This window comes from Moraxella equi (assembly GCF_002027555.1).
GTDB lineage: Bacteria > Pseudomonadota > Gammaproteobacteria > Pseudomonadales > Moraxellaceae > Moraxella > Moraxella equi.
On sequence record NZ_MXAP01000029.1, the window covers coordinates 1 to 25,843 of the forward strand.

Here is a 25,843-nt window from a genome sequence, read left to right on the forward strand (position 1 = left end):
TGGGTTCGGTTGGTATATGAATGAACACAAACATTTAAAGCCAATACTGTCACTCGCATTAACCACAGCTATCGCCCCATAGTGGGTGGCGGTGTCTTTTTCGATGAAAGTCTAGACAGTAATTTTTGTTTGGATAAAGCCACTCGGCAAAACTTGGATAAAAAAGCAGGCACGCACCCTTTGTCTTATTCGGCATTGGGTTATGTGCTGACCACGGGGGCGAACTGGGCAAAGCCGATTGAGCGGTTTAAACTTACTGTCGAGCGTGATAGTGATGAGATTGTGTCGTTTTGTTGGGCAGGTAGAGGCAAAGTGAAAAAGGTGGGACAGGGCAAATTTGAAGTGATTGAAAATAACTTTGTGCCAAAACAAGACATTGATGTGGCGTTTATTCGGGTAAAATAAACGGCAATCGGGTAAGTGTAGGCTTACCCGATTTTTTATCAACTTGCCCTTACAAATGAATACCAAGCAAAAACCCTTCTCTAATCGCTCGTTTGGCGTCTAGGCGCTTGGCATTTTTTGCTCCGCCAATGATGTGGTAGTGGGCTTTGGGGGTGTCGCCCAGTTTTGGCATGAGATGATTGACCGACTCTTGCCCCACGCACAGCACCACGCTGTCCACACGGAGCAGTTGGGCTTGTCCATTGACCGTTATCCATAAGCCTTCATCGGTGATTTTGTCGTACGTTGCCCCTGATATTTGGATAACGCCGGCTTGCTTGATGACCGCTTTATGTACCCAGCCGGTGGTTTTATTGAGTCCTTTGCCGAGCTTGCCTTCACTGCGTTGGAGTAGATAAATCTGGCGGCGGCTTGGCGTGGGGGTAGGTTTGGCAAGTCCGCCTTTGCTGTCATAATGTGGCTCGGGGTTTACGCCCCATTGAGCAAAAAACTCATCAGGGTTTTGGGCGGTGGGGCGATAAGTGGGGTCATGCACGTCTTTGGCAATCACGCCCCCATGTGCCAAAAATTCTGCCACGTCAAAGCCGATGCCGCCTGCCCCCAATACCGCCACTCGCTCACCGGCGACCTTTTGTCCCGAGAGCAGTTCGGCATAGGTCATGACCTGTGGCAAGTCGATGCCGTCAAATCGCACTTTGCGTGGTACGACCCCTGTGGCGATGACGATGTCATCGAAGTTGCTATTTTTTAAAAATTCATCGCTAACATCGTGATTTAATTGAACTTTTATGTTTAATTTTTCTATCATATTGCGATAATAGCGAATGGTCTCAAAAAATTCTTCTTTACCAGGGATAACTTTGGCAAAATTAAACTGACCGCCAAGCGTGCTGTTGCGCTCAAAGATGGTCACGTCATGTCCACGCTCGCTTGCGGTAACGGCAACGGTCATGCCAGCGACACCGCCCCCGATGACAGCGATTTTTTTAGTTTTTTTGGTGGGGCGAATGTCGTATTCGCTCTCAAAACACGCTCGTGGATTGACCAGGCAAGTCGCTCGCTCGCCAGCGAAAGTGTGGTCAAGGCAGGCTTGATTACAACCGATACAGGTGTTAATCAGATGAGCATTGCCAGTTTGGGCTTTTTGTACCCACGCACCGTCCGCCAAAAAGGGGCGTGCCATTTGCACCAAATCCACTTGTCCATTTGCCAAAATCGTCTCTGCCGTGTCAGGCATATTAATGCGGTTCGCCCCGATGACAGGGATATTAATGGCGTCTTTGACCGCTTGGCTAAACCGTATAAAAACTGCTCGTGGCACACTTGTTACGATGGTGGGGATACGGGCTTCATGCCAGCCGATACCCGTGTTAATGAGTGTGACCCCTGCCGACTCCAACCACGTGGAAAGATTGATGACGTCCGCCATGACCGCACCGTCTTCAACGAGCTCGAGCATAGACAAGCGAAAGCTGATGATAAAATCGGTGCCAACTGCCCCACGAATCGCCTTGACGATGTCTAGGGCAAATCTGGCTCGGTTTTCTAAGCTACCGCCATAATCATCGGTGCGTTGGTTGGTGCGAGCGGATAAGAATTGGTTGATAAGATAGCCTTCTGAACCCATGATTTCCACGCCATCATAGCCTGCTTTTTTGGCAAGTTTGGCGGTGTGGACGTAGTCGTCTATGGTTGCCTTGATGTTTTTGGCGGACATTGGGCGTGGCTTAAAGGGTGAAATGGGCGACTTGATGGGGCTTGGGGCGACCACAAAGGGCTGATAGCCATAACGTCCGCTGTGTAGGATTTGTAAGAGAATTTTGGTGTCGTGCTTATGTACCGCTCGGGTAATTCGGGCGTGATGAATGATGTCGGCGGTGCGGTTTAGCGTTCCGCCAAAGGGGGTAAGCCAGCCTTCACGGTTGGGCGAGATACCGCCTGTGATAATTAGGGCGACACCGCCCTTGGCACGCTCTTCAAAATAGCGGGCGAGCTTACCATAATTAAAAAATCTGTCTTCAAGTCCTGTGTGCATAGACCCCATGACCATGCGGTTTTTTAGGGTGGTAAAGCCCAAATCCAGCGGACGAAAAATATGCGGATAGGGTGTATCATCGGCGTGGATGTGGGCAGGTTTGCTTTTTAGGAATTTGCCTTTAAAAAATGTGGTCATGGCTGTCCTTGTGAAATAGGGGGTACAAGAAATGGCTGGGATTATTGTAACACAGGGCAAATCACAAGGGATAAATTTTGATGAGAAAATGACTTGACAGTCATTGGGTTGTTTGGTGTAAATTTATCTTTATTTTACGCATTTTTCGTCCAAAATGCACACATTTATTGTTGTCAGTAATTTTGTCAAGACAAACAAAAACCCCTTGAAACATCGGTATTTCAAGGGGTTTGGATATGGTAGGCGTAAACGGACTCGAACCATCGACCCCCACCATGTCAAGGTGGTGCTCTAACCAACTGAGCTATACGCCTAAAAGTGGTGCTATTATAACAGATAAATTTTAAATGGCAAGCACTTTTTTACATTTTGTACATATTTAAATACCAACCCATGATGTCATCGCCCCACAGTAGGGCGATGACACCTGCAATGGCGATATAAGGACCAAAGGCAAAGGCACGGCTTTCGCCACGCAGTCTCATCAAAACCACGCCCACGATAGAGCCTAGTACAGCAGATACAAGAATCAAAAAGGGTAATATGCTCACGCCAAGCCACGCTCCAATCGCCCCTAAGAGTTTAAAATCGCCTGCCCCCATGCCGTCTTTTTTGGTGATGAGTGCATAGAGTTTGGCAACCGACCAAAAGGATAAAAAACCAAGTAGACCACCCCATACTGCAGAGCCAAGCGAAGTAAAGACATTTTGGGTGTTTGCCATAAGACCTATCATGCCTAGCGGAAAAACCAAACGGTCAGGTAGTAGCTGAGTATCAAAATCAATGCCAGTTAAAGCAATAAGTATCCACAGGTAGATAAGCCCCAAAGCACCTGCGATATTTGCCCCAAGTGTATAAATCACCAAAACGGACAGTAAGGCAGTGATGAGTTCCACCAATGGATAACGCATGCTAATAGGATTACCACAGCCAGAGCATTTACCACGCAATAGGATAAGCCAACTTAAAACGGGGATGTTTTCGTAAGCACGAATCTGATGGTTGCATTTGGGGCAACGAGAAGGTGGAAAGGATAGGCTGATGGGTATGTCATTGGTGATGACATCTTGAATGGGCTTGACATGCTTGGGGTCAAGGTCGGATTGAGTGCCTAAAAACCACGCTGCATCTTTACGCCATTCGCAATTCATGATGAGTGGTGTGCGGTGAATCACTACATTTAAAAATGAACCAACACAAAGCCCTAGCAGTCCAACTAGGGCAAGTGCCAACCATAAATTGTCTGATAAAAAGGTAAAGCAATTCATCATCCGATAACATCGCCCATCATGAAGATTGGTAGATACATGGCGATAACTAAACCACCAATAACCACGCCTAAAAATGCCATAATCATGGGTTCCATCAAACTGGTTAAGCCATCAACAGCATTGTCCACTTCATTTTCATAAAAAGTAGCGGATTTATCCAACATTTCTTCTAGACTACCAGCTTCTTCGCCAATGCCGACCATTTGAATAACCATGCTAGGAAATAGGTTGGTGGTACGCATGGCAAACTGCATTTGTTGACCGGTGGCAACATCCTCTTTGATGCGTTGGGTGGCATTATAGAAAACCACGTTGTTGGTTGCCCCTGCGGTAGAGTCTAGAGCATCAATCAAAGGTACACCGGCAGCAAAAGTGGTCGATAAAGTGCGACAAAAACGAGCAATGATGGCTTTATAAGCAATGTCACCAAATATGGGTAGTTTTAAGGTCAGTTTATCCAAAAAGTCACGAAACTTTTTAGAGCGTAGTTTTGCTTGGCTAAATGCGATAACAATAATTGCCAATGCACCAAAAAAAACCAAATAGTATTTTGCCATCCAGTTTGACATATTGACTACCATTTGAGTGAATGCTGGCAGTTCAGCTCCAAAACCTTCAAACATTTCAGCAAAAACAGGGACAACCTTAATAAGCAAAATGGCAGTAACAATGATGGCAACTACAATGACTGCAATTGGATATTTCATTGCTTTTTTAATTTTTGCTTTCAATAACTCGCTTTTCTCTTTATAGGTGGCGACACGTTCAAGCATGGTCTCTAACGCACCCGACTGTTCACCAGACTCGACTAATGAACAAAAGAGGTCATCAAAGTATTTGGGGTGCTTACGCAGGGCAGTGGCAAAGTTGCTCCCTGATTCAATGTCAGCTTTAACTTTTAATACTAAGTCTTTCATGCTAGGATTGTCAAGTGAATCGGCGACAATCTCAAAGGACTGTGTTAGTGGTACACCTGCTTTCATCATGGTGGCAAGCTGACGCACAAAAATGGCAATATCAATGGCTTTAATTGACTTCTTCATGCTAAATAACGGTTTGGGCTTTTGACGGATGTCTTGAACGATGATGCCCTGCTTGCGTAGTTGGGCACGAGCAAGTTCAATGCTCTTAGAGGTCATCTCACCCTTGACGTTTTGTCCACGTCGGTTGGTGCCCGAGTATTTAAAATCAATTAACTGTTCAGTTGCTACTTTTGCCATGTGTGTCTCTTCGTGCTTTGCCAATGCTGGCGATATTGCAAGTTATGTGCCGTATTGTATTTTTAAATGAACCCCAAATAGGGTAATGCTGATGACATTTTACACCAAAAGTCATCAAATTGTAAATAATGTATCACAAAACTTGCACAACATTCGTGGTTTTCGGTAGGGTATAAACTGCCGTTTATGCCATAAAAAAATAAACGGTTTATTTTTTTGGTTAAATGGCGTAAAAATGTGATTAGGTGAATAATTGTTTTACTAAAATTTATCATTTCAAAAGATAAATTCTTGTCAATTTATACCATAAGCCTTAAAATGACAAAAAATATTTGATTAAATGCCCATGACAACCCTTGCCCCCACCCAATATCCCATTACCGCCCTTGCAGGCGTGAGTCAGCCGTTGGCAAAAAAACTTGCCGAGCTTGATATTCATCGCATTTTTGATTTGCTCATGCACCTGCCCCGCGATTATGAAGACCGTAGCTGTACCGTGCCGATGAATACGGTAGAAAATGGGCAAGTGTGCATGATTGCAGGGGTTATCACGGACGTAGCGAGCAATAAAGGACGGCTGTCGGTGTGCCTAGAAGACAGCACTGGCATGGTTGTTTTGCAGTTTTTTAAAACCTATCCGACTCTGTTGCAAACCATGACCATGGGGGCGAACATCACCGCATTTGGCGAGATAAAGGTCAGTCGCTATGGCGTGCAAATGGCTCACCCAGAGTACCACATCACAGGGACAAAGACGTTTGAAAGTGGGCTTTTACCCATTTATCCGACCGTCAAGGGGCTTCATCAAAACAAACTGCGTCAGCTTGTCCGCATGGCGATTAACGCTGTTCGTGAGACGCCTTTAACTTGCCTGTCTGATGATGATTTTAACAGCGTGGGCGTAAGCGTGCAGGGCGATTTGTTGTCCGCCTTGAGTGCCATACACCTGCCTGACCCACAGGCGGATATTTTTAGCCAAACGGCACTTTTGACAGGGCTAAAAGACCGCACCCACCCTGCTTGTCAAAGACTCATTATAGAAGAGCTTACCGCTCATCAGCTTGTGTTTTTGTACCGCAAGCAAAACCTACACGCCCACAAAGCCCCTTTTTGCGAGCGTGTCAGTCCGCTTGCCGATAGGCTTGTGGCGAGCCTGCCCTTTCGCCCGACCAATGCCCAACAGCGTGTCGTTAGCGAGATAGTTGCCGACCTTGCCACCAGTACGCCCATGCTCCGCCTTGTGCAAGGGGACGTGGGGGCGGGCAAAACGCTTGTGGCAGGTCTGTCAGCGTGTCATGCCATTGACAGCGGTTGGCAAGTGGCAATCATGGCACCGACCGAGATTTTGGCAGAACAGCACTTGATTAATTTTAAAAAATGGTTTGAGCCGATGGGTATTGGCGTGGGCTGGCTTGCCGGTAAACAGACCACCAAAGAACGTAATACCAGTTTAGGTGCCATTATCAATAATGAGGTGCAAATCGTGGTTGGTACGCACGCCCTCTTCCAAGACGGTGTGGCATTTGCCAAATTGGGGCTTGTTATCATTGACGAACAACACCGTTTTGGCGTGGAGCAACGATTGAAGCTCGTCAGTAAAGGCGTGGCAAACAGCACCCCGCATCAGCTTGTCATGACCGCCACCCCCATTCCACGCACGCTGGCGATGAGTATGTATGGCGACATGGACGTGTCGGTGATAGATGAGCTACCGCCCAACCGCACGCCTATTACCACTGTTACCATTAACCGAGACCGCCGTGATGAAGTGATTGAGCGGATACGCATCAACTGCAAAAACGGCAAACAAGCCTACTGGGTGTGTCCGCTCGTGGAAGAGTCCACCGCCCTAGACGCACAGTCGGCAGAGCTGTTATATGAAGATTTGTGCGAGCGGTTGGACATACGGATAGGACTGGTACATGGCAAAATGAAAGCCAGTGATAAGCAAGCGGTGATGAATGATTTTAATCAAGGCGACATTGACCTACTGGTCGCCACCACCGTGATAGAAGTGGGCGTGGACGTGCCAAATGCGTCTCTTATGGTGATAGAAAATGCCGAACGGCTCGGCTTATCTCAGCTCCACCAACTGCGTGGGCGTGTGGGGCGTGGCTTAGAAAAGTCCTTTTGTGTGCTACTGTATCAAATGCCCCTATCGCCCACAGGCATCGAGAGGCTCAATATCCTAAGGGATAGCACGGACGGCTTTGTCATCGCCCAAAAGGACTTAGAACTGCGTGGGGCAGGCGAGCTACTGGGCAAACGCCAAACGGGTGACATGGGCTACTATCTGGCGGACATCGTGCGAGATGAGAGCCTGCTCCACATCGCCCAAAACCTTGCCAATCATCTCATCAATCAACCCAACAAAACCGCCCTAACCCAAGCGATGATAGGGCTATGGCTAAAAGAGAGTGGGGAGTTTGTGGGGGCGTGAATATTATGCTAAAATCACCCTTTTAAAAAGGAAAAATCATGTCAAACCTAATTCCAAGCCAAACAGGGCTAACCCTACGCCGTACCGATACGCTGATAAGCCTTACCAATAAACTCCTTGCCAAAACAGGGGTAAAGGGTATTGGTGAGATGAGTGATGATGAGCTGTGGGAATGGTGGCTATCGCTTAGTGATGAGTGGAAGTGGTTATTTTTAAGACTTGGATTAAAATTGGAGTTATGGCCAAATAATGATTGGGGTTTTGATGAAAACTATCATTATCAAAAAGATTTTGATTGGCTTAATCGTGAATTGACTTTTAGTTATTTAAAAGAATTGCAACTTAACGCAATTAACAGTGCTTTTTTTGAACGAAAACGAAATCCAAGACTTTTCTGCACTTGCTAATTTAACTCAACTAACCACACTTTGGTTATGCCATAACCAAATCCAAGACATCTCTGCACTGGCTAATTTAACTCAATTAACCAAACTTGATTTGTCAGATAATGATATTCAAGATATTTCTATACTCGCTAATTTAAAGCAATTAACCAGACTTTATTTTTGGAAAAACCAAATCCAAGAAATTTCCGTGTTAGTTAATTTAATAAATCTTGAAGATCTTGATTTGAGAGATAATCCAATCAATCCCCAAGATATTGAATGGTTAAGACAACAACTACCAAATTGCTATATTTACTTTTAGGACAAAAAATGCAAACCCAAGCCTTATTTGATAATATTCCACAGCATATTATTGCTGAATTAAATAAAGCCACGCAGAGCATTTATATTGCGGTAGCGTGGTTTACTCGTGCCGACTTTTTTGAAATTTTAATTGCCAAAGCCAAAAGCGGTGTGCGAGTGCAACTGATTATATCAAATGACCGTATCAACAAAGGCGATAAAGTCAAAATCAATCACGATGAGTTAAATCATTATTCAGATTGCCAGACTTATTGGATTGGGGACGGTAAAAAAGACTTAATGCACAATAAATTTTGCGTGATTGATAATTCAGTGGTAATTACAGGTTCATTTAATTGGAGTATGCGAGCCGAAAAGAATAATTTTGAAAACATTACCATTAGCCAAGATACAATGTTGGCAAAGGCATTTTATCAACAATTTTACAAAATTATTGATAAACCCATTCCCAATAATGAGATTATTTTACCAATCGCCCAAATCATCAAACGCTTAGAGATTTTAAAAAATTATGTGATATTGGAAGATTTGGACGACATTACAAGGGAAAATCAAAAACTAAAACAATTTGAAAGTGAGCAAGATATTGCGAGTATTTATGGGTCGATTAAATCTTTGCAATTTAGCCAAGCGATTAGCTTAATTGATGAGTTTGTCAAAAAATATCATACGATTGCGATTTATGCTGACGCTGATATTATGGCGTTAAAATTGGAAATTCGGCTATTGGAACATGAAATCAATTTATACGACAGCGAAAAGGCGGAATTAGAAAAATTACTTGCCGATTTTAATCATCAGCACAGCATGAATTTGGGTGATTTAATCAGTGAAATTTTATCTTTGCGAAAACAACTTGCCAAACAGCAAGGCGACCAAAATGCCTACGATGAAGCCAAACAAGACGAGCAAACATTTAATGAGCAGTTGGACAAAGAAAAAGCCAAAACGCATTATGAACTAAATGCCGATGAACAAAAACGCCTAAAACAAGCCTACCGCAAAGCCAGTCAAATATGCCACCCCGACCGTGTCAATGACGAGCAAAAGGACATGGCAATGGCGGTGTTTAATGAGTTGCGACAAGCCTATGAACAAAATGACCTAAAAACGGTGGAGCGGATACTTGATGATTTGCAAAAAGGGATATTTAAGGCTCGCTCAGAGACCGTCAGCCAAAGCGACAAATTAAAACTCATCAAAAGTCAATTATCCCAAAAGCTGGATAGTCTTAAAGCTATCATTGATGAGATTAAAGCAAGTCAAAGCCATCAAGTGGTAAGCAGTATCGATGATTGGCAGGAGTATTTTGATAATCAAAAAATGGAGCTGATAGGGCAGAAAGATAGGCTAAGGGAGCTGATAAAAACACGGACGTGAAGTAGCACAAATACCCTTGACAATCCCCCCGACCTTGCTACAATGCTGTTTTTATCACTCATAAAATCACCATGAACAAGCCGACTTTTAATCCCAAAAATGCCTTATTGTGGGCGATGTGTGCCATTGCCCTTGTGGTGTCTAGTGTGCTAATAGGGCGACTGACCGCCAAGCCGTCAGAGACCGAACGTGCCACGTCCATTGACGCACCCGATAACACCAAAATCGCCATGACCGTACAGGCGACCACACCAAGCCCCATGCTTGTATCAGATAGCTTGTCCGCCAGTGGCGTGATGAGTGCCAAAGAGACTGCCGAAGTCAGTGCCAAAATCACAGGGGCGACCATTGAGCAGGTACTCGTTGAAGTGGGCGATTATGTCAAGGCAGGGCAGGTGCTTGCCGTGCTAGATAAAGACACCATGAGTGAGAATGCGGTGCAGGCACAGGCGGATTATGAGCAGGCAAGGGCGAGCCGTGAGCAGGCACAGGCGGATTTGGCACGCGTGGAGCCACTACTTGCCATTGATGCGGTCAGCCGTCAGCAAGTGGACAGCTATCGCACCGCCCTAAAACAAGCCCAAGCGACCGAAAAGGCGAGTTTGGCACGCCTTAGCACCGCCAAAAGCAACCTAAATAACACCCAAATCACTGCCCCTGTGGCAGGGATTATCAGTGCCAAAAACGCACAGGTGGGCGTACTGGTTAGTGGCACGCCATTATTTAGTATTATCAAAGGCGGACGGCTCGAATGGCAAGCGACACTCTCGCCTGCCGATGCCGAGCGTATCGATGTCGGACAGCAGGCACAGGTCATGGTGGGCGATGAGAGCGTGGTAGGGACGGTTACTCATCTGTCGCCAACCGCCAATGCAGGGCGTGAGATAGTCGTGCATGTCGCCATGCCCGCCCACTTCGCCCTAAGAGCAGGGACGTATCAGCGTGGACAGTTTGTGCTAGGCAGTCAAAGTCATCACGCCATACCCAGCTCGGCAGTCATGAGTACGGACGGCTATGACTATGTGTGGCAACTTGCCAAAACCGACAAGACGGACGTTTACCAAACCCAACGCCAAAAAATCACCGTTTTGGCTCGTGAGCAGGATAAAGTGGCGACCGATTTGCCGTCTGATACGCTCATTGTGGCAAATGGGGTGAGTTTTTTAAATGAAAATGATTTGGTAAATATCGTCATGACCCAAGACATGGCAGGGGATAAGGCAGGGCAACCATGAATTTTTCAGCCTATTCTATCAAAAATCCCTTAGTGGCGATTTTGTTATTTACCTTATTTACACTCGGTGGATTGCTTGCTTTTAACAACATGAAAATTCAGCAGTTCCCCGACATTGATGTGCCTGCCGTCATCGTTACGGTGGCGTATTCGGGGGCAAGCCCTGCCCAGCTAGAAACAGACGTCGCCAAAAAAATAGAAAACAAAATCACGTCCATATCAGGGGTTAAGCACATTCGCTCGACCTTGCAGACAGGCGTGGCAACGGTACATACCGAATTTGCCCTAGAAAAAGACCTAGCGGAGGCGGTCGATGACGTGCGTTCGGCACTAGATGAGATTAGCAGTGATTTGCCGGCTGCTGCCGAAGAGCCGATTATTACCAAGGTCTCCACCGCAGGCTTTCCTGTGGCAGGCTATTCGGTGGCGTCTGATAACATGAGCGAGGCGGAGCTGTCGTGGTTTGTTGATGATACATTAAACAAACGTCTTTCTAATGTCGCAGGCGTGGGGACGATGAGCCGTGTGGGCGGTATTGAACGCCAAATCATCGTCGCTCCTGATGTGACAAAGCTAAATGGGTGGGGGTTACCCATTGGTAATTTGTCCAACCAAATCAGTGCTTCACAGACAGATGCCACAGGTGGCACCGCCAAAATCGGTGGCGGTATGCAGACCATTCGAGTGCTAGGGGCGGCACGCAGTGTTGAGGAGCTGGCTCATATCCAAGTCGTTACCCCAGCAGGGGGCGTGCCATTAGGTCAGCTTGCCAGTATTGATGACGCTCATGCCGACCGAAGTAGCGTGGCAAAGTTGGACGGACAGACGGTGGTCGCGGTTAATTTTACTCGCTCACGTGGGGCAAGCGAAGTGGATATGGTAAAGGGCATTGATGATGAGCTTGCCAAACTCGCCCAAGAGATACCGCATATCCGTGTCCAAAAAATCTATGACAACGCTCAGCCCGTTTTTGAAGATTATAATGCCAGCATGAAAATGCTCATCGAGGGCTGTATCTTGGCGGTGGTCGTGGTGTGGCTGTTTTTGCGAAACTGGCGAGCGACTTTGGCGGCAGCAGCGGCACTGCCGTTGTCGATCATACCGACCTTTTTGGCGATGTATGTGTTTGATTTTAGTTTAAACATCATCTCACTACTTGCCTTGTCGCTCGTCATCGGTGTGTTGGTTGATGATGCCATTGTTGAAGTGGAAAACATCATGCGACACCTACACATGGGTAAGACCCCATACGAGGCGGCGATGGAGGCAGCAGATGAGATTGGGCTTGCGGTGGTGGCGACCACGTTTACGCTCATTGCCGTGTTTTTGCCGACCGCCTTTATGAGTGGGGTGGTGGGGCAGTTTTTTAAGCAGTTTGGGTGGATGGCGGCGATTTCGGTGTTTATCTCGTTATTGGTGGCACGTCTGGTTACGCCCATGATGGCGGCATACATCCTAAAACCTGAACAGCCTAAAACCGAGACGACAAGCAAAACCATGACCGCCTATCTCAAACTGGTGTCATGGACATTAAAGCACCGCTTTATCACGCTTGGGGCGACCATTGTGCTGTTCATCGGTTCGTTGGCGATGGCAGGGCTACTCTCGGGTGAGTTCGTGCCAGCAGATGATAGCGACCAGACCCAGCTCACCTTAGAGCTAACCCCTGATGCGGTGCTAAAAGACACGACCGTCATCGCAGACATGACTGCCGAGCGTATCCGCCACATCGATGGCGTGCAGTCGGTATTCGTGTCGGTGGGGACGGCAAGCGGTGGGGCGGACAGTCGCAATGCATCCGCAGGAGCGGAAAATAACGCCACACTCAATGTCGTGCTTGCCCCACGTGGCAAGCGTCCTACAAAGACAGAGATAGAACACGCCATATCGGACGTCATCAAAGGCGTGCCGTCTGCTCGCTTTACGGTGGGTATGTCGGCAGGGGGCGATACGGGCTATGGGTTCTCGCTACGTTCGGATAACCCCAGACTGCTAGAAGAGACGGTGGATAAGGTCATGGCGGAGATTCGTGGACTGCCAAGCGTCTCATTGGTGAGCAGTAACAAGCCGTTGCCTAAGCCCGAGCTTGCCGTTATCCCTGACCCCATGCGTATGGCGGATAAGGGCGTTACCACGCAGTCGCTTGCTGATACCTTGCGTATCGCCACACAGGGCGACTATGAACAGGCACTCTCTAAGCTGAGCCTTGACACACGTCAAATCCCCATTGTCGTGCGACTGCCTGACAGCGTGCGTGCCGACCCTGTGACGTTGTCTAGCCTGTATGTGCCAAGCAGTACGGGCAATGCGGTCAAGCTCTCGGAAGTGGCGGATATTGACTTTACCACAGGCGAGGCGGAGATTCGCCGTCTCAATCGTGAACGCAGTATCAAAATCACGGTACAGTCCGAGCAGGAGTTAGGCGAGGTGGTCAGTGCCGTTAAGGACTTGCCAAGCCTAACCAACCTGCCTGATGGTGTGAGTGCGATGGACGAGGGGCAAGCTGATAGTATGGCGGAGCTATTTACAGGCTTTGTCATTGCGATGGGCGTGGGGATATTTTGCATCTTTGGCGTGTTGGTGCTACTGTTCCACAAGGTGTTACAGCCCTTTACTATCCTGATGGCGTTGCCGTTATCTATCGGTGGGGCGTTGATTGGCTTGGTGGTAACAGGGTCTAGCTTGTCCATTTCGTCCATGATTGGCTTTATCATGCTCATGGGTATCGCCACCAAGAACTCTATCCTGCTCGTGGACTATGCCATCATTGCCGAGCAACAGGGCAAATCTCGCCTAGATGCGATACTGGACGCGTGTCGTAAGCGGGCTCGCCCTATCATTATGACAACCATTGCGATGGGGGCAGGTATGTTGCCATTGGTGTTCGGCTGGGGTGGGGTGGATTCGACCTTTCGCCGTCCGATGGCAGTGGCGGTGCTTGGCGGTCTTATCACGTCCACGTTTTTGAGCCTTGTGGTGATACCGGTGGTCTATACACTGATGGACGATGTGGGACGGTGGTTTAAAAAGTCTAAGACGACTTAATCTAAGACGGTTTAATGGGTCAAAACCACGTCAAAGAGCGTGGTTTTGTTTTTGGGGTTAGATTTCCCATACAATTCTCGCCTAATCTTCCACCATCATGCCCTTATCCAATAGTATCCGCCCCTTTGGTGTTCGCTGAATATAACCTTGCTGAATAAGATATGGTTCTATCACGTCTTCAAGCGTCCCTCTATCCTCCGCCATCGCCGCCGCAATCGCCTCCACGCCCGCAGGTCGCCCATCAAAACGCTCTTTTAGCATGGACAGATAACGCCTATCTAAGTGGTCAAGCCCTTGTTTATCCACCGAAAGCATGTCTAGGGCAAGGCTTGCCATCTGCCCTGTAACCACGCCATCGCCCTTGACCTCAGCATAATCACGCACACGGCGTAACAGACGGTTGGCGATACGGGGCGTACCACGAGAGCGTCTGGCGACCTCGACCGCCCCCATCTCCTCCATGTCAATCCCCAACAGGCGTGCCGAACGTCTCACAATGGTAGTCAAGTCCGCCACATCATAAAATTCAAGGCGTTGGACGATACCAAATCTATCACGCAAGGGCGATGTCAAAAGCCCTGCCCGAGTGGTCGCTGCCACGAGCGTAAAAGGGGGTAGGTCAAGTTTGATGGAGCGGGCGGCAGGGCCTTCGCCGATCATGATGTCAAGCTGAAAATCCTCCATCGCAGGGTAGAGTATCTCCTCGATGACAGGCGATAGGCGATGAATTTCATCAATAAATAATACATCCCCTTCTTCTAAGTTGGTGAGCATGGCAGCCAAATCACCCGCTCTCTCTAACACAGGGCCACTGGTGGAGCGTAGATTTCCGCCCATCTCACGGGCGATGATGTTGGCAAGGGTGGTCTTGCCGAGTCCAGGGGGGCCAAAAATGAGCGTGTGGTCTAACGCCTCCCCCCGTTGTCTGGCGGCAGTGATAAACACTTCCATCTGCTCACGCACTTTGGGTTGTCCGATGTAGTCAGATAGGGTGGTGGGGCGAATGGCACGGTCGAGATTGTCATCTTTTTTGGTGTTGGGGTCGATTAGGCGGTTATGATTCATGATGATGTTATTAAATTAAAAAGGACTATTATAAAGAAAAATACAGACAATGTGATGATTTTATGAATTAATTTTTCAAAAAGTAGGAGTGAAGACAAGAGTAAATCTCATGTCAAATCAAGCCATTCACAAGTAAAACATAACTGTTGCTGTATCATTGCTAAACTTGATTTTTAAACACAATTATTCTACATTTTTGGTCAAATTTGAGATATTGTTTTAAAGATTTATGGGTATGATAGTGCCGTTAATTTGGTCAATAAGTCGGTTATCGCCCATGCTTATGTCAGTATCCCCCAAAAGTCTTGCCAAGTCTGCTGTTGCCACTGTCCGCCGTGAGTTGATGGTGCGTTGTCATGGCGTTGATGTGGCAGATGTCGCTAAATTATTAAAAACTTTTATCATTATTTTGGTAACTTGTGTTACCGCAAGCCTACCCATGCAGACCCATGCCAAAAGCACCAAAACCGCCAAAGCCTACACCATCAGTGCCAATGACGTGGCAGACATTCGAGTGACCAAATACGAGTTGGCATTGGTGCAAGTCATGGCAGAGATATGCCCACAGATGTTAAGCGGACGACAAAAGGGCCAGTTTTATGAAGCCTATAACAATCAGCTTCGGGCATTCATTCCCAGTGCTGATGACCCCGAAGAGATATTGGATTATTTGTCCACACAGCGAGATTACCGAGCGGTACTCCAAAGCGTGCGTTCATGGACAAAAAGTTTCCCCCAAAACGAAAACCGAGAACTATGCACTGATTTTGCCAATGTGAGCCGAGCATTTTAAGGCAGTTTGGACTGGATGACCAAAAGGAATTTTGTCAAAACGACAAAAACAATTTTATATTTTTAGTAAAGTTTGGTATAGTTAGCACTTTTTATGCATAAATTTGAGTGAATTTGCGGTATGATGACTTTTTTTAAGAAAACTTCCCTAGCCTTGGCGTTTTTGACAGTCTCTGTCACCGCCCTTGCCAATAACGGCATTAATCCCCCCAAGCAAGACAATGCTGCCTATGTGCTTATGGATTATGACACAGGTACAATACTTGCCCAAAATAACGCCAACGAACCACTGCCCCCAGCGTCATTGACCAAGATGATGACCAGTTATATCTTGGAGCAAAAACTGCTCTCAGGCGAGCTGTCTGAGACCACGCCCATCAAGGTCAGCGAGAAGGCATGGTGTCGTGGGTCAAGCAGTCAGTCATGCATGTATGTGCCACTGGGCGAGAGTGCTACCGCCATTGACATGCTACGGGGTATCATCATACAGTCGGGTAATGATGCGTCAATTGCCGTGGCGGAGCATATCTCAGGGTCAGAATCTGCCTTTGCGGTGATTATGAATGATGAAGCTGCCAAGCTGGGCATGACTAATACTCACTTTGCCAACGCCACAGGCATGCCTGCCGAAGGACATCGCTCATCGGCTCAGGATTTGGCAGTATTGGCACGCACGGTCATCAAGAACTCAGCACAGTACTACCCCATTTATAGCGAAAAAGAATTTACCTATAACAACATCAAACAAGGCAACCGTAACGCCTTATTATTCACGGACGCCACCGTCGATGGTCTAAAAACAGGACACACCGCCGAGTCGGGTTATTCATTGGCGGCGTCAAGTCACAAAGATAACATGCGTCTGATTGCCATCGTGCTTGGGGCAAAGAGCATGCAAGCCCGTGCCGACCAAGCTCGTGAACTGCTAGACTTCGGCTTTGGGCATTTTACCAATGTGATGGTTGCCTCTCAAGGCACAGACGCAGGGGCGATACCTGTGAAGTTTGGCAAGGCGGATACGGTAACTGCCAGCACGCTAAGCGACCTAAAAGTGCTCACCACCAAAAACCAAACGGGTAATTTCACCACAGCCATCAAGCTCAATGACAGCATTACCGCCCCCATCAAAAAAGGGCAAGAGCTTGGTCAGATGATGGCAGTCATGGACGGCAAGACCGTTGCCAGTACACCCATCATCGCAGGTGATGACGTGGAGCAGGCGGGCTTTGTCAGTCGTATGTGGGAGAGTTTGGTTGATTGGATAAAAGGGTTGTTTTAAAATTTTAAAACTGTTTTAAAAGGTTTGCAAAAATCATCTTAAAACATCATTTAAAAAAACCATTCGTTATTATAAATCGGGGCATGTCCCCGATTTTTTGCGGATAAAATTTGTTATAATGGCAAAATTATCCCATACTCATTTATTAAGCTTGCCAAGGATTTTTTATGTTTCAGTCTATTATTATTCAGGATTTTATCGCCAAGCAAGACATCAGCGACATGCAGACCGCCTATGACAAATTCACCGCTCATTTTCATGATACGGCTATCCAAAACAACATCCGTGCGTCCAAAGAAGAGCAGTATCAAGAAGGCTTTTTGAAAGATTTGTTTGTTCATATCTTTGGCTACACCCTCAATCCACAGCCCAATTTTAACCTAACCACCGAGCTAAAAAACATCAAAGGCTCAAAAAAATGCGATGGGGCGATTTTAAAAAACAATGAAGCGGTTGCCGTCATTGAATTAAAGGGTATGGATACAACCGACCTATCAAAAATAGAAGCCCAAGCATTCGGCTACAAAAATAACCAGCCCAACTGCCGTTATGTCATCATGTCCAATTTCTAAAAAATCCGCTTTTATATAGACAATGCAGTGGAGTATTTGGAATTTAATTTATTTACTCTCTCATTTGATGAATTTCAATTATTATATGTATTATTAAATGCCAATAATCTGTTAAATGATTTGCCATTAGCACTCAAAAAAGCAAGTATCGGACAAGAAGAAAAAATCACTAAGGCGTTGTATAAAGATTATTCCAACTTTAAGCAAGCATTATTTGATAATTTGACAAAACATAATAGCCAATTTGACCAATTTGTTTTATTTAGCAAAACCCAAAAACTGCTTGACCGCTTGCTATTTATTTTCTTTGCCGAAGACAGTCGCCTATTGCCTGCCAATACCGCCCATACGATGATAAAAGAATGGGAGCAAGCCAAAGCCCTAAAACTTAACATCTCTATCTATGGACATCTCAAAAACTATTTTAATTACCTAAATACAGGCTACAAAGACGAGCATACTGAGATATTTGCTTATAATGGCGGACTGTTTAAGCCCGATGAGATTTTGGATAATCTTGTCATCTCTGACGATGTGCTTTATACGCACATCAAAAAATTGGCGGATTATGACTTTAAGAGTGAGATTGATGTCAATATCTTGGGGCATATCTTTGAAAATTCATTGAATGAAATCGATGAAATCAAAGCCAAAATGAATGGCGAAACGCTAGAAAAATCCCAATCAAAACGCAAAAAAGACGGTGTATTTTATACCCCAAAATACATCACAAGCTATATCGTCCAAAACACCATCGGCAAACTGTGCGATGACAAAAAAGCACGCTTAACATCATCGACACCGAATACGTCCCCAACCGCCAAAAGAAAACCCAAGAAAAACTCTATCAAAACCTACAAGCCTACCGCACATGGCTACTTGATATTACCATCTGCGACCCTGCGTGTGGTAGTGGGGCGTTTTTGAATGAAGCGTTGAATTATCTGATTGACGAACATCATTATATTGATGAATTAGAAAGCAAGCTGACGGACAGTAGCTTGACTTATCAAAATATCAGTAATCATATCCTAGAAAACAACCTATTTGGCGTGGACATTAATAGCGAAAGCGTGGAGATTGCCAAGTTGTCGCTATGGCTACGCACCGCCGAACCGCACCGCAAATTATCCAATCTCAACCAAAACATCAAATGCGGTAACTCTCTTATCGATGATGACACAGTGGCAGGCGACAAAGCCTTTGATTGGCAAAAAGAATTTCCCAAAGTCTTTGAAAAAGGCGGGTTTGATGTGGTGATTGGTAATCCGCCTTATTTTAATGTGCAGACATTGGGGGCAAAATCTTCGATTGTTCATTATTTGCAAAATGAATATGATAGTATTTGGCAAGATAAAAGCGATATTCTTTTTTATTTTATAAAAAAGGCAATGCAAATCAGTAAAGATAAAATTGGATACATTGTATCAAATGCTTTTTTATTTTCAGATAAAGCTCAAAAGTTAAGAAATGAAATTATTACAGATAATCGCTTATCAACGGTTGTAAATTTTGAAAGGTATATGATTTTTGAAGACGCATCAATTACATCTTGCGTTATTTTGTTTGAAAAAGACAAAGATAAAACAAAGGTATTTTTATTAAAAGACAAAAATTATGAAATTACCGATATTGCAAATTTTATTGATGATGATAAAAACGCATTTGAAGTAAATTTTGAGATGAATAATGTTTTTGCCTTAGTTAATGATAAAATTGCAAAAATAAATCAAAAAATAGATGGTAGTCATAGGCAATTACAAGATATTATTTTAATTGGAAAAGGCATGGAAACAGCTTGTAATTCTGTGTTTTCATTTGATTATTTTCCAAAACAATTTCCTAAGGAATTTATCAGAAAACAAATGATAGGCGAAAATATTAACCCTTATCGTTTAAATTCTAGTGAAAATTATCTTTTGTATTCTGAGAATGTGGATAATTTTGATGATTTGCCAAAATCCATACAAGAGCATTTAATAAGTAATCAAGATATTTTAAAAAATCGCGCAACTGTAAAAAATGAAGGTAGAATATGGTATAGATATGCCAGACCTATGCACAAAGACTGTTATCATCTAAATAAAATTTGGTGTTCTTACCGCAGTAGCAAAAATGCCTTTGTATTAGATGAGAGTAGTGATTATATCGGTTTGACAAATACGACGGTTATTTTTGATACTAATGCAGATATTGATTTGAAATATTTGCTATCAATTTTAAATAGTAAATTATTTTCTTTCGTTATCAGTCCATTGGAAAGCAAACGGGTAGTAGCGTTTTTGAATTTTTTGCAAGTGGGGTTGGTAAATTTCCCATTCCAGAAATATTAAAAGACAAGCAACAACCCTTTATTGAAAAAACAGAACAAATGCTCTGTTTAAACCAACAATTCCAAGAAAGTATTAACAGGTTTTTACGCACGCTTGACCGTGAATTTGATTTATCAGAATGTTCCAAAAATTTACAATCGTGGTATGAGCTTGATTATAAAGACTTCATCAACGAGCTTGCCAAGAAAAAGATAAAGCTGTCCCTTGCCCAAAAAAGCGAGTGGGAAGACGATTTTGTCAGTGAGCAACAAAAAAACAATGAACATTAAAGCTCAAATTAACACCCTAGATGACGCCATTAATCAGATGGTGTATGAGCTGTATGGACTAAGTGATGATGAGATTGCATTGATTGGGTGGTAGCATATGCTCACACCGCCATCGCACACGCAAAGCCACTTGCCCATGCCCAGTGAAAATTATAACCGCCAAGCTGACCTGTGACATCCAGTACTTCGCCGATAAAGTATAGACCATCGCACAGTTTGCTCTCAAAGGTCTTGCTAGATACATCACGGGTGTCCACCCCGCCAAGGGTTACTTCTGCCACTCGGTAGCCTTCGGTGCCTGATGGCTTGATTTGCCAGTCGTTTAGGGCGTTGCCGAGCGTGATGAGTTCTTTGTCCTTGATGTTGGCAAGTTCGCTGTCTTTGTGCTGTTGCCAAAAGTGACTCTCTAACGCCAATAGTAATTTTTTGGCAAAATAGGGTTGTAAGGCGGTGCGAATGTGCTGTTTGGGGTGCGTGTGTTTGTGCTTGATTAACAGCTCGCCTGCACTCATGTGTGGCAGTAGGTTGATGTGAATGTACTCGCCGATTTGCCAATAGTTGGACAGTTGAAGCATGGCAGGGCCTGACAGCCCCCGATGGGTAAACAGTAGCGGTAGGGCAAATTGGGCTTTTTCATTAAAAGCGATGACGTCCATGCTGATACCGCTTAGCTCTTTTGCCATGGCTCCAATGTGGTCGGTAAAGGTAAACGGCACAAGACCTGCCGATGTTGGCAGTACCTGATGTCCAAACTGCTCGGCAATCTGATAGCCAAAACCGCTCGCCCCGAGCGTGGGAATGGACAGACCGCCTGTGGCGATGATGAGTGAGTGGGCAGATAGGGTGTGCTCACGGTTGTCTTTGTGCGTGGTTAGGGTGAATGTGTCGCTCTTGTTGATGGTGCTGATTTTGGTGTTTAGCCAGATGGTTACGCCATGATGGTCGCATTCGGTCAGGATCATGTTTAGGATGTCTTTGGATGAGTCATCGCAGAACAGTTGCCCGTGCGACTTTTCATGAAAACCAATGCCATGCTTATAGACATAATTCATGAAATGATGGGGCGTGAATTTTGCCAATGCCGACCGTACAAAATGCGGATTATGGCTGATAAAATGCTCAGGACGCACGTCCATATTGACGAAGTTACACCGTCCGCCCCCTGACATGAGAATTTTTTTGCCAGCTTTGTTGGCGTGGTCAAGCACCAGCACGCTTTTGCCACGTTCGGCAAGATGAAAGGCACAAAACAGCCCAGAAGCCCCTGCACCGATGATGATGGCGTCAAAGTGGGTGGCGGACTTGGGCGATGATGGGGTCGGATGAGTCATGATGGTGTGATGATTTGATGATGAGTGTAGAGAATAAAAGATAAAAATAAAGTGGGCATAAAAATTGCTTTATTTTACCCAAAATCTGTGTAAAAATCTTAAATTTTTACACAAAAACACCCCATTTTAGGGTATCATACGCCCATATTTTTATGTTCAGCCCGCCATGTCTAACGATAAGCCCAACAAGACTAGCATTTTTACCCTGCCCAATAACTTGACGATTGCTCGCATTGTCATGATACCACTGTTTGTGGCGATTGCGTATATGCCTCCTGCACTCGGTATTGGCATGCCTGCCATTCCTGATAATGCCATTGCCCGCCTTGGTATGCTAGAATACAGCGATAACATGCTTCGTCATTTTTTGCTGACGTTTGTTTTTATATTGGCGGCACTGACTGATTGGCTTGATGGTTATTTGGCACGCAAGCTCAACCAAAGCTCGGCATTTGGGCGTTTTTTAGACCCTGTGGCGGACAAATTGATGGTGGCGGCGGCACTTATTATCTTGGTACAGTGGCATCCGAACATCGTGATGGCGATTAGTGCCATTGTGATTATCTCTCGTGAGATTGCCGTGTCAGCACTGCGTGAGTGGATGGCAGAGCTTGGCAATCGCACATCGGTGGCGGTCTCATATGTAGGCAAATTAAAAACCACATTTCAGATGGTTGCCATTACCGTACTACTACTCAACTGGCAGATTTTGGAGACGCTGGGCTATACCTTGATGATTATTGCGGTGATATTGACCCTGTGGTCGATGATGATTTATCTAAAAGCGGCGTGGCCTTATTTAAAACAAAATTAATTTAAATCATTTAAAATAAAATTAACAAAAATCCACAATCACGTGTGATTTGCGTATAATCGTTAAAAAACGGCTTATGATATAATAAGCCGTTTTTTTCTGTGGCTTATGCCATTTTATCATAGCTAAACAATATACTTCACTCTCAACTTAAAATGGTAACTTACTGATTATCTGATGGTTATTTTTCGGGTTGTAGGGGTGAATTGCAATTCGTCCTTGATAAATCAATCGCTGATATAAAGTTGAGAATAGGATACAATATGTCAAAATTTACTCATTCACTAACTTCCTTATCCCGCCTGTCCGCCTTATCGCTTGCTTTGGCGTTGCCCATGTCTGCGATGGCACTGTCTGCCGATACCGCCAAAAGCGATGGCACGCTATCAGGGCTGTTTGCTCATCAGTCCAAATCCAAATTCCTACCCGTTCACCAAGCCTTTAACGTCTCTGCCAGTCAGCAGGGCGACACGCTTGCGGTGACATTTGGGGTAACGCCCGAGCATTATGTTTATAAAGACAAAATCAAACTGACCCTGCCTGATGGCGTGAGCATGGGTGCGTGGTCGTTTAACAAACCACACACGATGATAGATGATCCTGAGTTTGGGCGAGTGGCGGTATTTGAAGAAGACGTGGTGGCAACTGTCAAACTGACCGCCACTGCCGATGTGACCGCCCCGATAAATATCCGCTGGCAGGGCTGTGCCAAGGCAGGGCTGTGTTATCCGCCTGAGACACTAAAAACGACCATTAGCCTAACAGGCAATGCCAAAAAAAAACCAGACACACCAAGCAGTCAAACCACGGTCGCAAATAAAGCCAACCAATCGGGCAAAAGCACACCCAAAGATGGCATGGGGCTTGGCTTGGATAATCAGCTAAATGACAACTTAGACTTAGGCAAAACTAGCCCGACCACAGAGCTTACCCAGTTGTCACAGGCAGGCATGAGCCAAGATGGGGTAGGTGTCTCTGCCACGCAAAACACCGCTCCCGACCAAACACTGTCAGCCCCAACATCGCCACTGGTCACGCCTGTATTTGGCGATGAGCAGGGGAATGCCCCAACTGGCGAATCAAATGATGAGATGGGTGGCGGACTGGGTAATGAATCATCTGCTAACATGGCAAGCTCCCCAAATGCCCAAACAAGCACGGCGGCTGCAGACACCAGTCATCAGGCAGTAAGCAGCCAAAGCGACCCGTTTGGCATTAACAAAAATCCTGCCCTAGCGGTGCTACTGCTCTTTTTGGCGGGACTGTTGCTGTCCTTTACGCCATGCGTCTATCCGATGATACCGATTGTCGCCAATATCGTTGCTCATAATAAGTCCCATACCGCCTTAAAGGGATTTGCCTTGTCGGGCAGTTATGGACTGGGTGTGGCGACGGCTTATGGTGTGTTGGGCGGTCTGATTGCGTGGTTTGGGCAGGCGGTGGGTGTGCTTGGACTACTGCAAAACCCTTATGTGCTGGGGGTGTTTGCCATTATTTTTGCCTTGCTTGCCCTGTATATGTTTGACATTATCAAGATAACTTTGCCGTCGGGCGTGCGAGACATGTTGCATAGAAAATCCCAATCTGCCGATGATAAGCTCGGCAGTGTGGGCGGTAGCTTTGTTGCTGGGGCGTTGTCGGCATTGGTGGTGTCGCCTTGTGTGTCCGCCCCCATGGCAGGGGCTTTGACGGCAGTCTCGGTAAGTGGTAGCGTGCCTTTTGGGTTCATCGCTCTGTTTTCGTTGGGGCTTGGCTTGTCCATACCGCTCATGTTCATCGGTCTGGCACAGGGCAAGCTTATGCCCAAAGCAGGCGAGTGGATGAACCGTGTCAAGGAATTTTGTGGGCTGTTATTGCTCGCGGTGTCGCTGTCTCTATTAGAGCGACTGCTGTTCTCGCCTGTCATGCTCATCATTTGGGCGGTGTGGTTTGCGATGACGGCAGTGTGGCTGTTTAGAATGAAAAATCTGGCGTCGCACGCATTTGCCTTGGTGGGGGCGTTGTGGGCGGTGTGCCTTGTGGTGGGGGCGAGCATGGGGACAACTGACCCATGGCTACCGCTCGCCAAACTGGGGGCGACCGCGACTGTTGCCGAGTCCAAGGCGGACATCAAAATCAGCAGTCTGGGCGAGCTTGATCCCATCCTTGCCCGTCATGAAAAAGTGCTGGTGGATGTGACCGCCGACTGGTGTGTCGAATGCCGTATCATGGAACGTACGCTGTTTACCAATCGCCCTGTGGCACTGTCAGACTATCAAGTGGTCAAGCTAGACATTACCGAGACCAATGATGACAGCCGAGCGGTACTGGCACGTTATGGGCTGTTTGGGCCTCCGGCATTGCTTATTTATAAACAAGGGCAGCTGCAAACCATGCTACTTGGCGAGACCAAACGGGCGGATTTTGAGACGGCGTTGGCACAGTTTTGATGATTTTGAAATTTTTTTAAAATTATTTTAGGGCGTGCCTGCCTTTTATATTTGCCATGAAAAATGAGGAAAATCGCCCGTTTTTCAAGAAAAAAGTGAGGTTTGATAGTCATTCTATCAAACGAGCTTTTGACGATGAAAACCAGATTTAGTCATTTTCATGCAAAAACGATTAGTTTATTTCTAAAATATTTCTATATTGTAAATAGTGTTATAAAGGGTAGGCACGCCCTAAAAATTAGTGCCGTCATTTAAATGCAGGTATAAAATTTACAAAGCCAACAACAAACAACTGACAAAAATTGTAAGTCATTGACAAAAAATGTCAGTTTGGTAAAAATTGGTAATCTTAGGTGAGGTAGAGTTGTGAACCCGAGCGTTTACAACTTTATTTTGCAAGCGTGTTTGGCTTTTGTTAAAATATGCAGTTTTAAGCCATGTTCTGATGACTTGCTTTGGGCAAACTGTGGGTAAAACATTTGGGCAAAATGAATAAACAGACAGATAAAATGAAACAGGCTAGACAAACCAAGACAGCACTGGGTGTATGTACACACTGGGCAAGACCATTTGTACTGGGGGCGACATTAGGAGTGATGTGTTTGGCATTGACCGCTTGCCTTGATGATAACCCAAGCAAGCAAGCTCCCCAAACATCGCAGGCTCAGACTTTGGTGGATGCCCAAACCGCCCAAAACACACAGCCCAAGCAGTCAAATCCAAGCTGTCAAAATCAGCTCATCGTCACAAGCTTTGCCGAGCGACGCTCTGATGTCCAAGTGGCAGGGTGTGGCACGGTCAAAGCAACCCTGCCCGATGACAACAAAGGCTCACGTCACCAAAAATTTATCGTCTCATTAGACGGGGTGGACATGACGGTGCTTATCGCCCATAACATTGACCTAGCCCCTTATGTGACAGGGCTAAAAAAGGGCGATAGTGTGTCATTTTATGGCGAGTATGAATACACCGACAAAGGTGGGGTGGTGCATTGGACGCATCATGACCCTGCGGGCAGACACCAAGGGGGCTGGATTATGTTTGATGGGCAAAAATATGAATAGCGGTCTTTGCGTTTAAT

General features: G+C 45.8%; 20 protein-coding genes, 1 tRNA gene and 1 pseudogene. 16 read left to right on the forward strand and 6 right to left on the reverse strand.

Going from position 1 to position 25,843, the window contains the following annotated elements; translation table 11 throughout:
• Positions 1-39 precede the first annotated feature (39 nt).
• Positions 40-405 (forward strand): annotated as a pseudogene (locus tag B5J93_RS02975) (DUF4424 family protein); the annotation flags it as partial.
• Between the two features lie 49 nt (positions 406-454).
• On the opposite strand, the gene B5J93_RS02980 reads toward B5J93_RS02975, so the two are convergent.
• From B5J93_RS02980 to B5J93_RS02995, 4 genes are all read right to left on the reverse strand, one after another.
• Positions 455-2,578, reverse strand: a complete 2,124-nt coding sequence (locus tag B5J93_RS02980; protein WP_079324472.1) for an NADPH-dependent 2,4-dienoyl-CoA reductase — start codon at positions 2,576-2,578, stop codon at positions 455-457.
• A 237-nt stretch (positions 2,579-2,815) separates the two neighbouring features.
• Positions 2,816-2,892, reverse strand: a tRNA-Val gene (locus tag B5J93_RS02985).
• 48 nt (positions 2,893-2,940) lie between these two features.
• Entirely contained in the window at positions 2,941-3,846 is a 906-nt protein-coding gene (locus tag B5J93_RS02990) for a prepilin peptidase (protein ID WP_079324474.1), read from the reverse strand.
• Complete coding sequence (locus B5J93_RS02995; protein WP_079324476.1) at positions 3,846-5,069, reverse strand: type II secretion system F family protein; 1,224 nt, start codon at positions 5,067-5,069, stop codon at positions 3,846-3,848. The genes B5J93_RS02990 and B5J93_RS02995 overlap by 1 nt, the downstream gene beginning before the upstream one ends.
• A 346-nt stretch (positions 5,070-5,415) precedes the next feature.
• Between B5J93_RS02995 and recG the strand changes: the two genes are divergently transcribed.
• The 6 genes from recG (at position 5,416) to B5J93_RS03030 (ending at position 13,878) form a co-directional block, all read left to right on the forward strand.
• On the forward strand, positions 5,416-7,509 hold the full coding sequence (gene recG / locus B5J93_RS03005; RefSeq protein WP_079324590.1) for an ATP-dependent DNA helicase RecG: 2,094 nt from the start codon (positions 5,416-5,418) through the stop codon (positions 7,507-7,509).
• A gap of 38 nt (positions 7,510-7,547) precedes the next feature.
• Positions 7,548-7,916 (forward strand): hypothetical protein, encoded by a 369-nt coding sequence (locus B5J93_RS03010; protein WP_079324479.1) that lies wholly within the window; start codon positions 7,548-7,550, stop codon positions 7,914-7,916.
• Positions 7,876-8,217: a leucine-rich repeat domain-containing protein gene (locus B5J93_RS03015; RefSeq protein WP_158080671.1), complete on the forward strand. Its 342-nt coding sequence runs from the start codon at positions 7,876-7,878 to the stop codon at positions 8,215-8,217. The genes B5J93_RS03010 and B5J93_RS03015 overlap by 41 nt, the downstream gene beginning before the upstream one ends.
• Before the next feature lie 8 nt (positions 8,218-8,225).
• Positions 8,226-9,599 (forward strand): phospholipase D-like domain-containing protein, encoded by a 1,374-nt coding sequence (locus B5J93_RS03020; RefSeq protein ID WP_079324482.1) that lies wholly within the window; start codon positions 8,226-8,228, stop codon positions 9,597-9,599.
• Positions 9,600-9,670: 71 nt separating this feature from the next.
• Positions 9,671-10,834 (forward strand): efflux RND transporter periplasmic adaptor subunit, encoded by a 1,164-nt coding sequence (locus tag B5J93_RS03025; RefSeq protein WP_079324484.1) that lies wholly within the window; start codon positions 9,671-9,673, stop codon positions 10,832-10,834.
• The gene (locus B5J93_RS03030) at positions 10,831-13,878 is read left to right on the forward strand and encodes an efflux RND transporter permease subunit (RefSeq protein ID WP_115236995.1); all 3,048 of its coding nucleotides are present in this window, start codon (positions 10,831-10,833) and stop codon (positions 13,876-13,878) included. The genes B5J93_RS03025 and B5J93_RS03030 overlap by 4 nt, the downstream gene beginning before the upstream one ends.
• 81 nt (positions 13,879-13,959) lie before the next feature.
• Here B5J93_RS03030 and ruvB read toward each other — a convergent pair whose 3' ends face one another.
• Positions 13,960-14,943, reverse strand: a complete 984-nt coding sequence (gene ruvB / locus B5J93_RS03035; protein WP_029103245.1) for a Holliday junction branch migration DNA helicase RuvB — start codon at positions 14,941-14,943, stop codon at positions 13,960-13,962.
• A 283-nt stretch (positions 14,944-15,226) separates the two neighbouring features.
• On the opposite strand from ruvB, the gene B5J93_RS03040 reads away from it, so the two are divergent.
• The 6 genes from B5J93_RS03040 to B5J93_RS03065 all read left to right on the forward strand — a co-directional run bounded on the left by B5J93_RS03040 (position 15,227) and on the right by B5J93_RS03065 (position 20,188).
• A complete protein-coding gene (locus tag B5J93_RS03040; protein ID WP_115236993.1) occupies positions 15,227-15,736 on the forward strand; it encodes an MCR_0457 family protein in 510 nt (169 codons plus the stop codon).
• Positions 15,737-15,856: 120 nt separating this feature from the next.
• Positions 15,857-17,014, forward strand: coding sequence for a D-alanyl-D-alanine carboxypeptidase family protein (locus B5J93_RS03045; RefSeq protein WP_115236990.1), 1,158 nt, complete (start codon positions 15,857-15,859; stop codon positions 17,012-17,014).
• 167 nt (positions 17,015-17,181) lie between these two features.
• On the forward strand, positions 17,182-17,586 hold the full coding sequence (locus B5J93_RS03050; RefSeq protein ID WP_079324489.1) for a hypothetical protein: 405 nt from the start codon (positions 17,182-17,184) through the stop codon (positions 17,584-17,586).
• A gap of 27 nt (positions 17,587-17,613) precedes the next feature.
• On the forward strand, positions 17,614-18,513 hold the full coding sequence (locus B5J93_RS03055) for a type IIL restriction-modification enzyme MmeI (protein WP_079324491.1): 900 nt from the start codon (positions 17,614-17,616) through the stop codon (positions 18,511-18,513).
• Positions 18,477-19,919, forward strand: a complete 1,443-nt coding sequence (locus B5J93_RS03060; RefSeq protein ID WP_228144851.1) for an Eco57I restriction-modification methylase domain-containing protein — start codon at positions 18,477-18,479, stop codon at positions 19,917-19,919. The genes B5J93_RS03055 and B5J93_RS03060 overlap by 37 nt, the downstream gene beginning before the upstream one ends.
• Before the next feature lie 38 nt (positions 19,920-19,957).
• Positions 19,958-20,188, forward strand: a complete 231-nt coding sequence (locus B5J93_RS03065) for a hypothetical protein (RefSeq protein ID WP_079324495.1) — start codon at positions 19,958-19,960, stop codon at positions 20,186-20,188.
• 101 nt (positions 20,189-20,289) lie between these two features.
• On the opposite strand, the gene B5J93_RS03070 is transcribed toward B5J93_RS03065, so the two are convergent.
• The gene (locus B5J93_RS03070; RefSeq protein WP_079324497.1) at positions 20,290-21,519 is read right to left on the reverse strand and encodes a BaiN/RdsA family NAD(P)/FAD-dependent oxidoreductase; all 1,230 of its coding nucleotides are present in this window, start codon (positions 21,517-21,519) and stop codon (positions 20,290-20,292) included.
• A 166-nt stretch (positions 21,520-21,685) separates the two neighbouring features.
• On the opposite strand from B5J93_RS03070, the gene pgsA reads away from it, so the two are divergent.
• The 3 genes from pgsA to B5J93_RS03085 all read left to right on the forward strand — a co-directional run bounded on the left by pgsA (position 21,686) and on the right by B5J93_RS03085 (position 25,826).
• Entirely contained in the window at positions 21,686-22,333 is a 648-nt protein-coding gene (gene pgsA, locus B5J93_RS03075) for a CDP-diacylglycerol--glycerol-3-phosphate 3-phosphatidyltransferase (protein ID WP_079324499.1), read from the forward strand.
• A gap of 263 nt (positions 22,334-22,596) precedes the next feature.
• Positions 22,597-24,762 carry a cytochrome c biogenesis protein CcdA gene (locus B5J93_RS03080; protein WP_079324501.1) on the forward strand — a complete coding sequence of 722 codons (2,166 nt, stop codon included), beginning with the start codon at positions 22,597-22,599 and terminating at the stop codon, positions 24,760-24,762.
• 488 nt (positions 24,763-25,250) lie between these two features.
• Positions 25,251-25,826 (forward strand): DUF3465 domain-containing protein, encoded by a 576-nt coding sequence (locus B5J93_RS03085; protein ID WP_228144850.1) that lies wholly within the window; start codon positions 25,251-25,253, stop codon positions 25,824-25,826.
• Positions 25,827-25,843 lie beyond the last annotated feature (17 nt).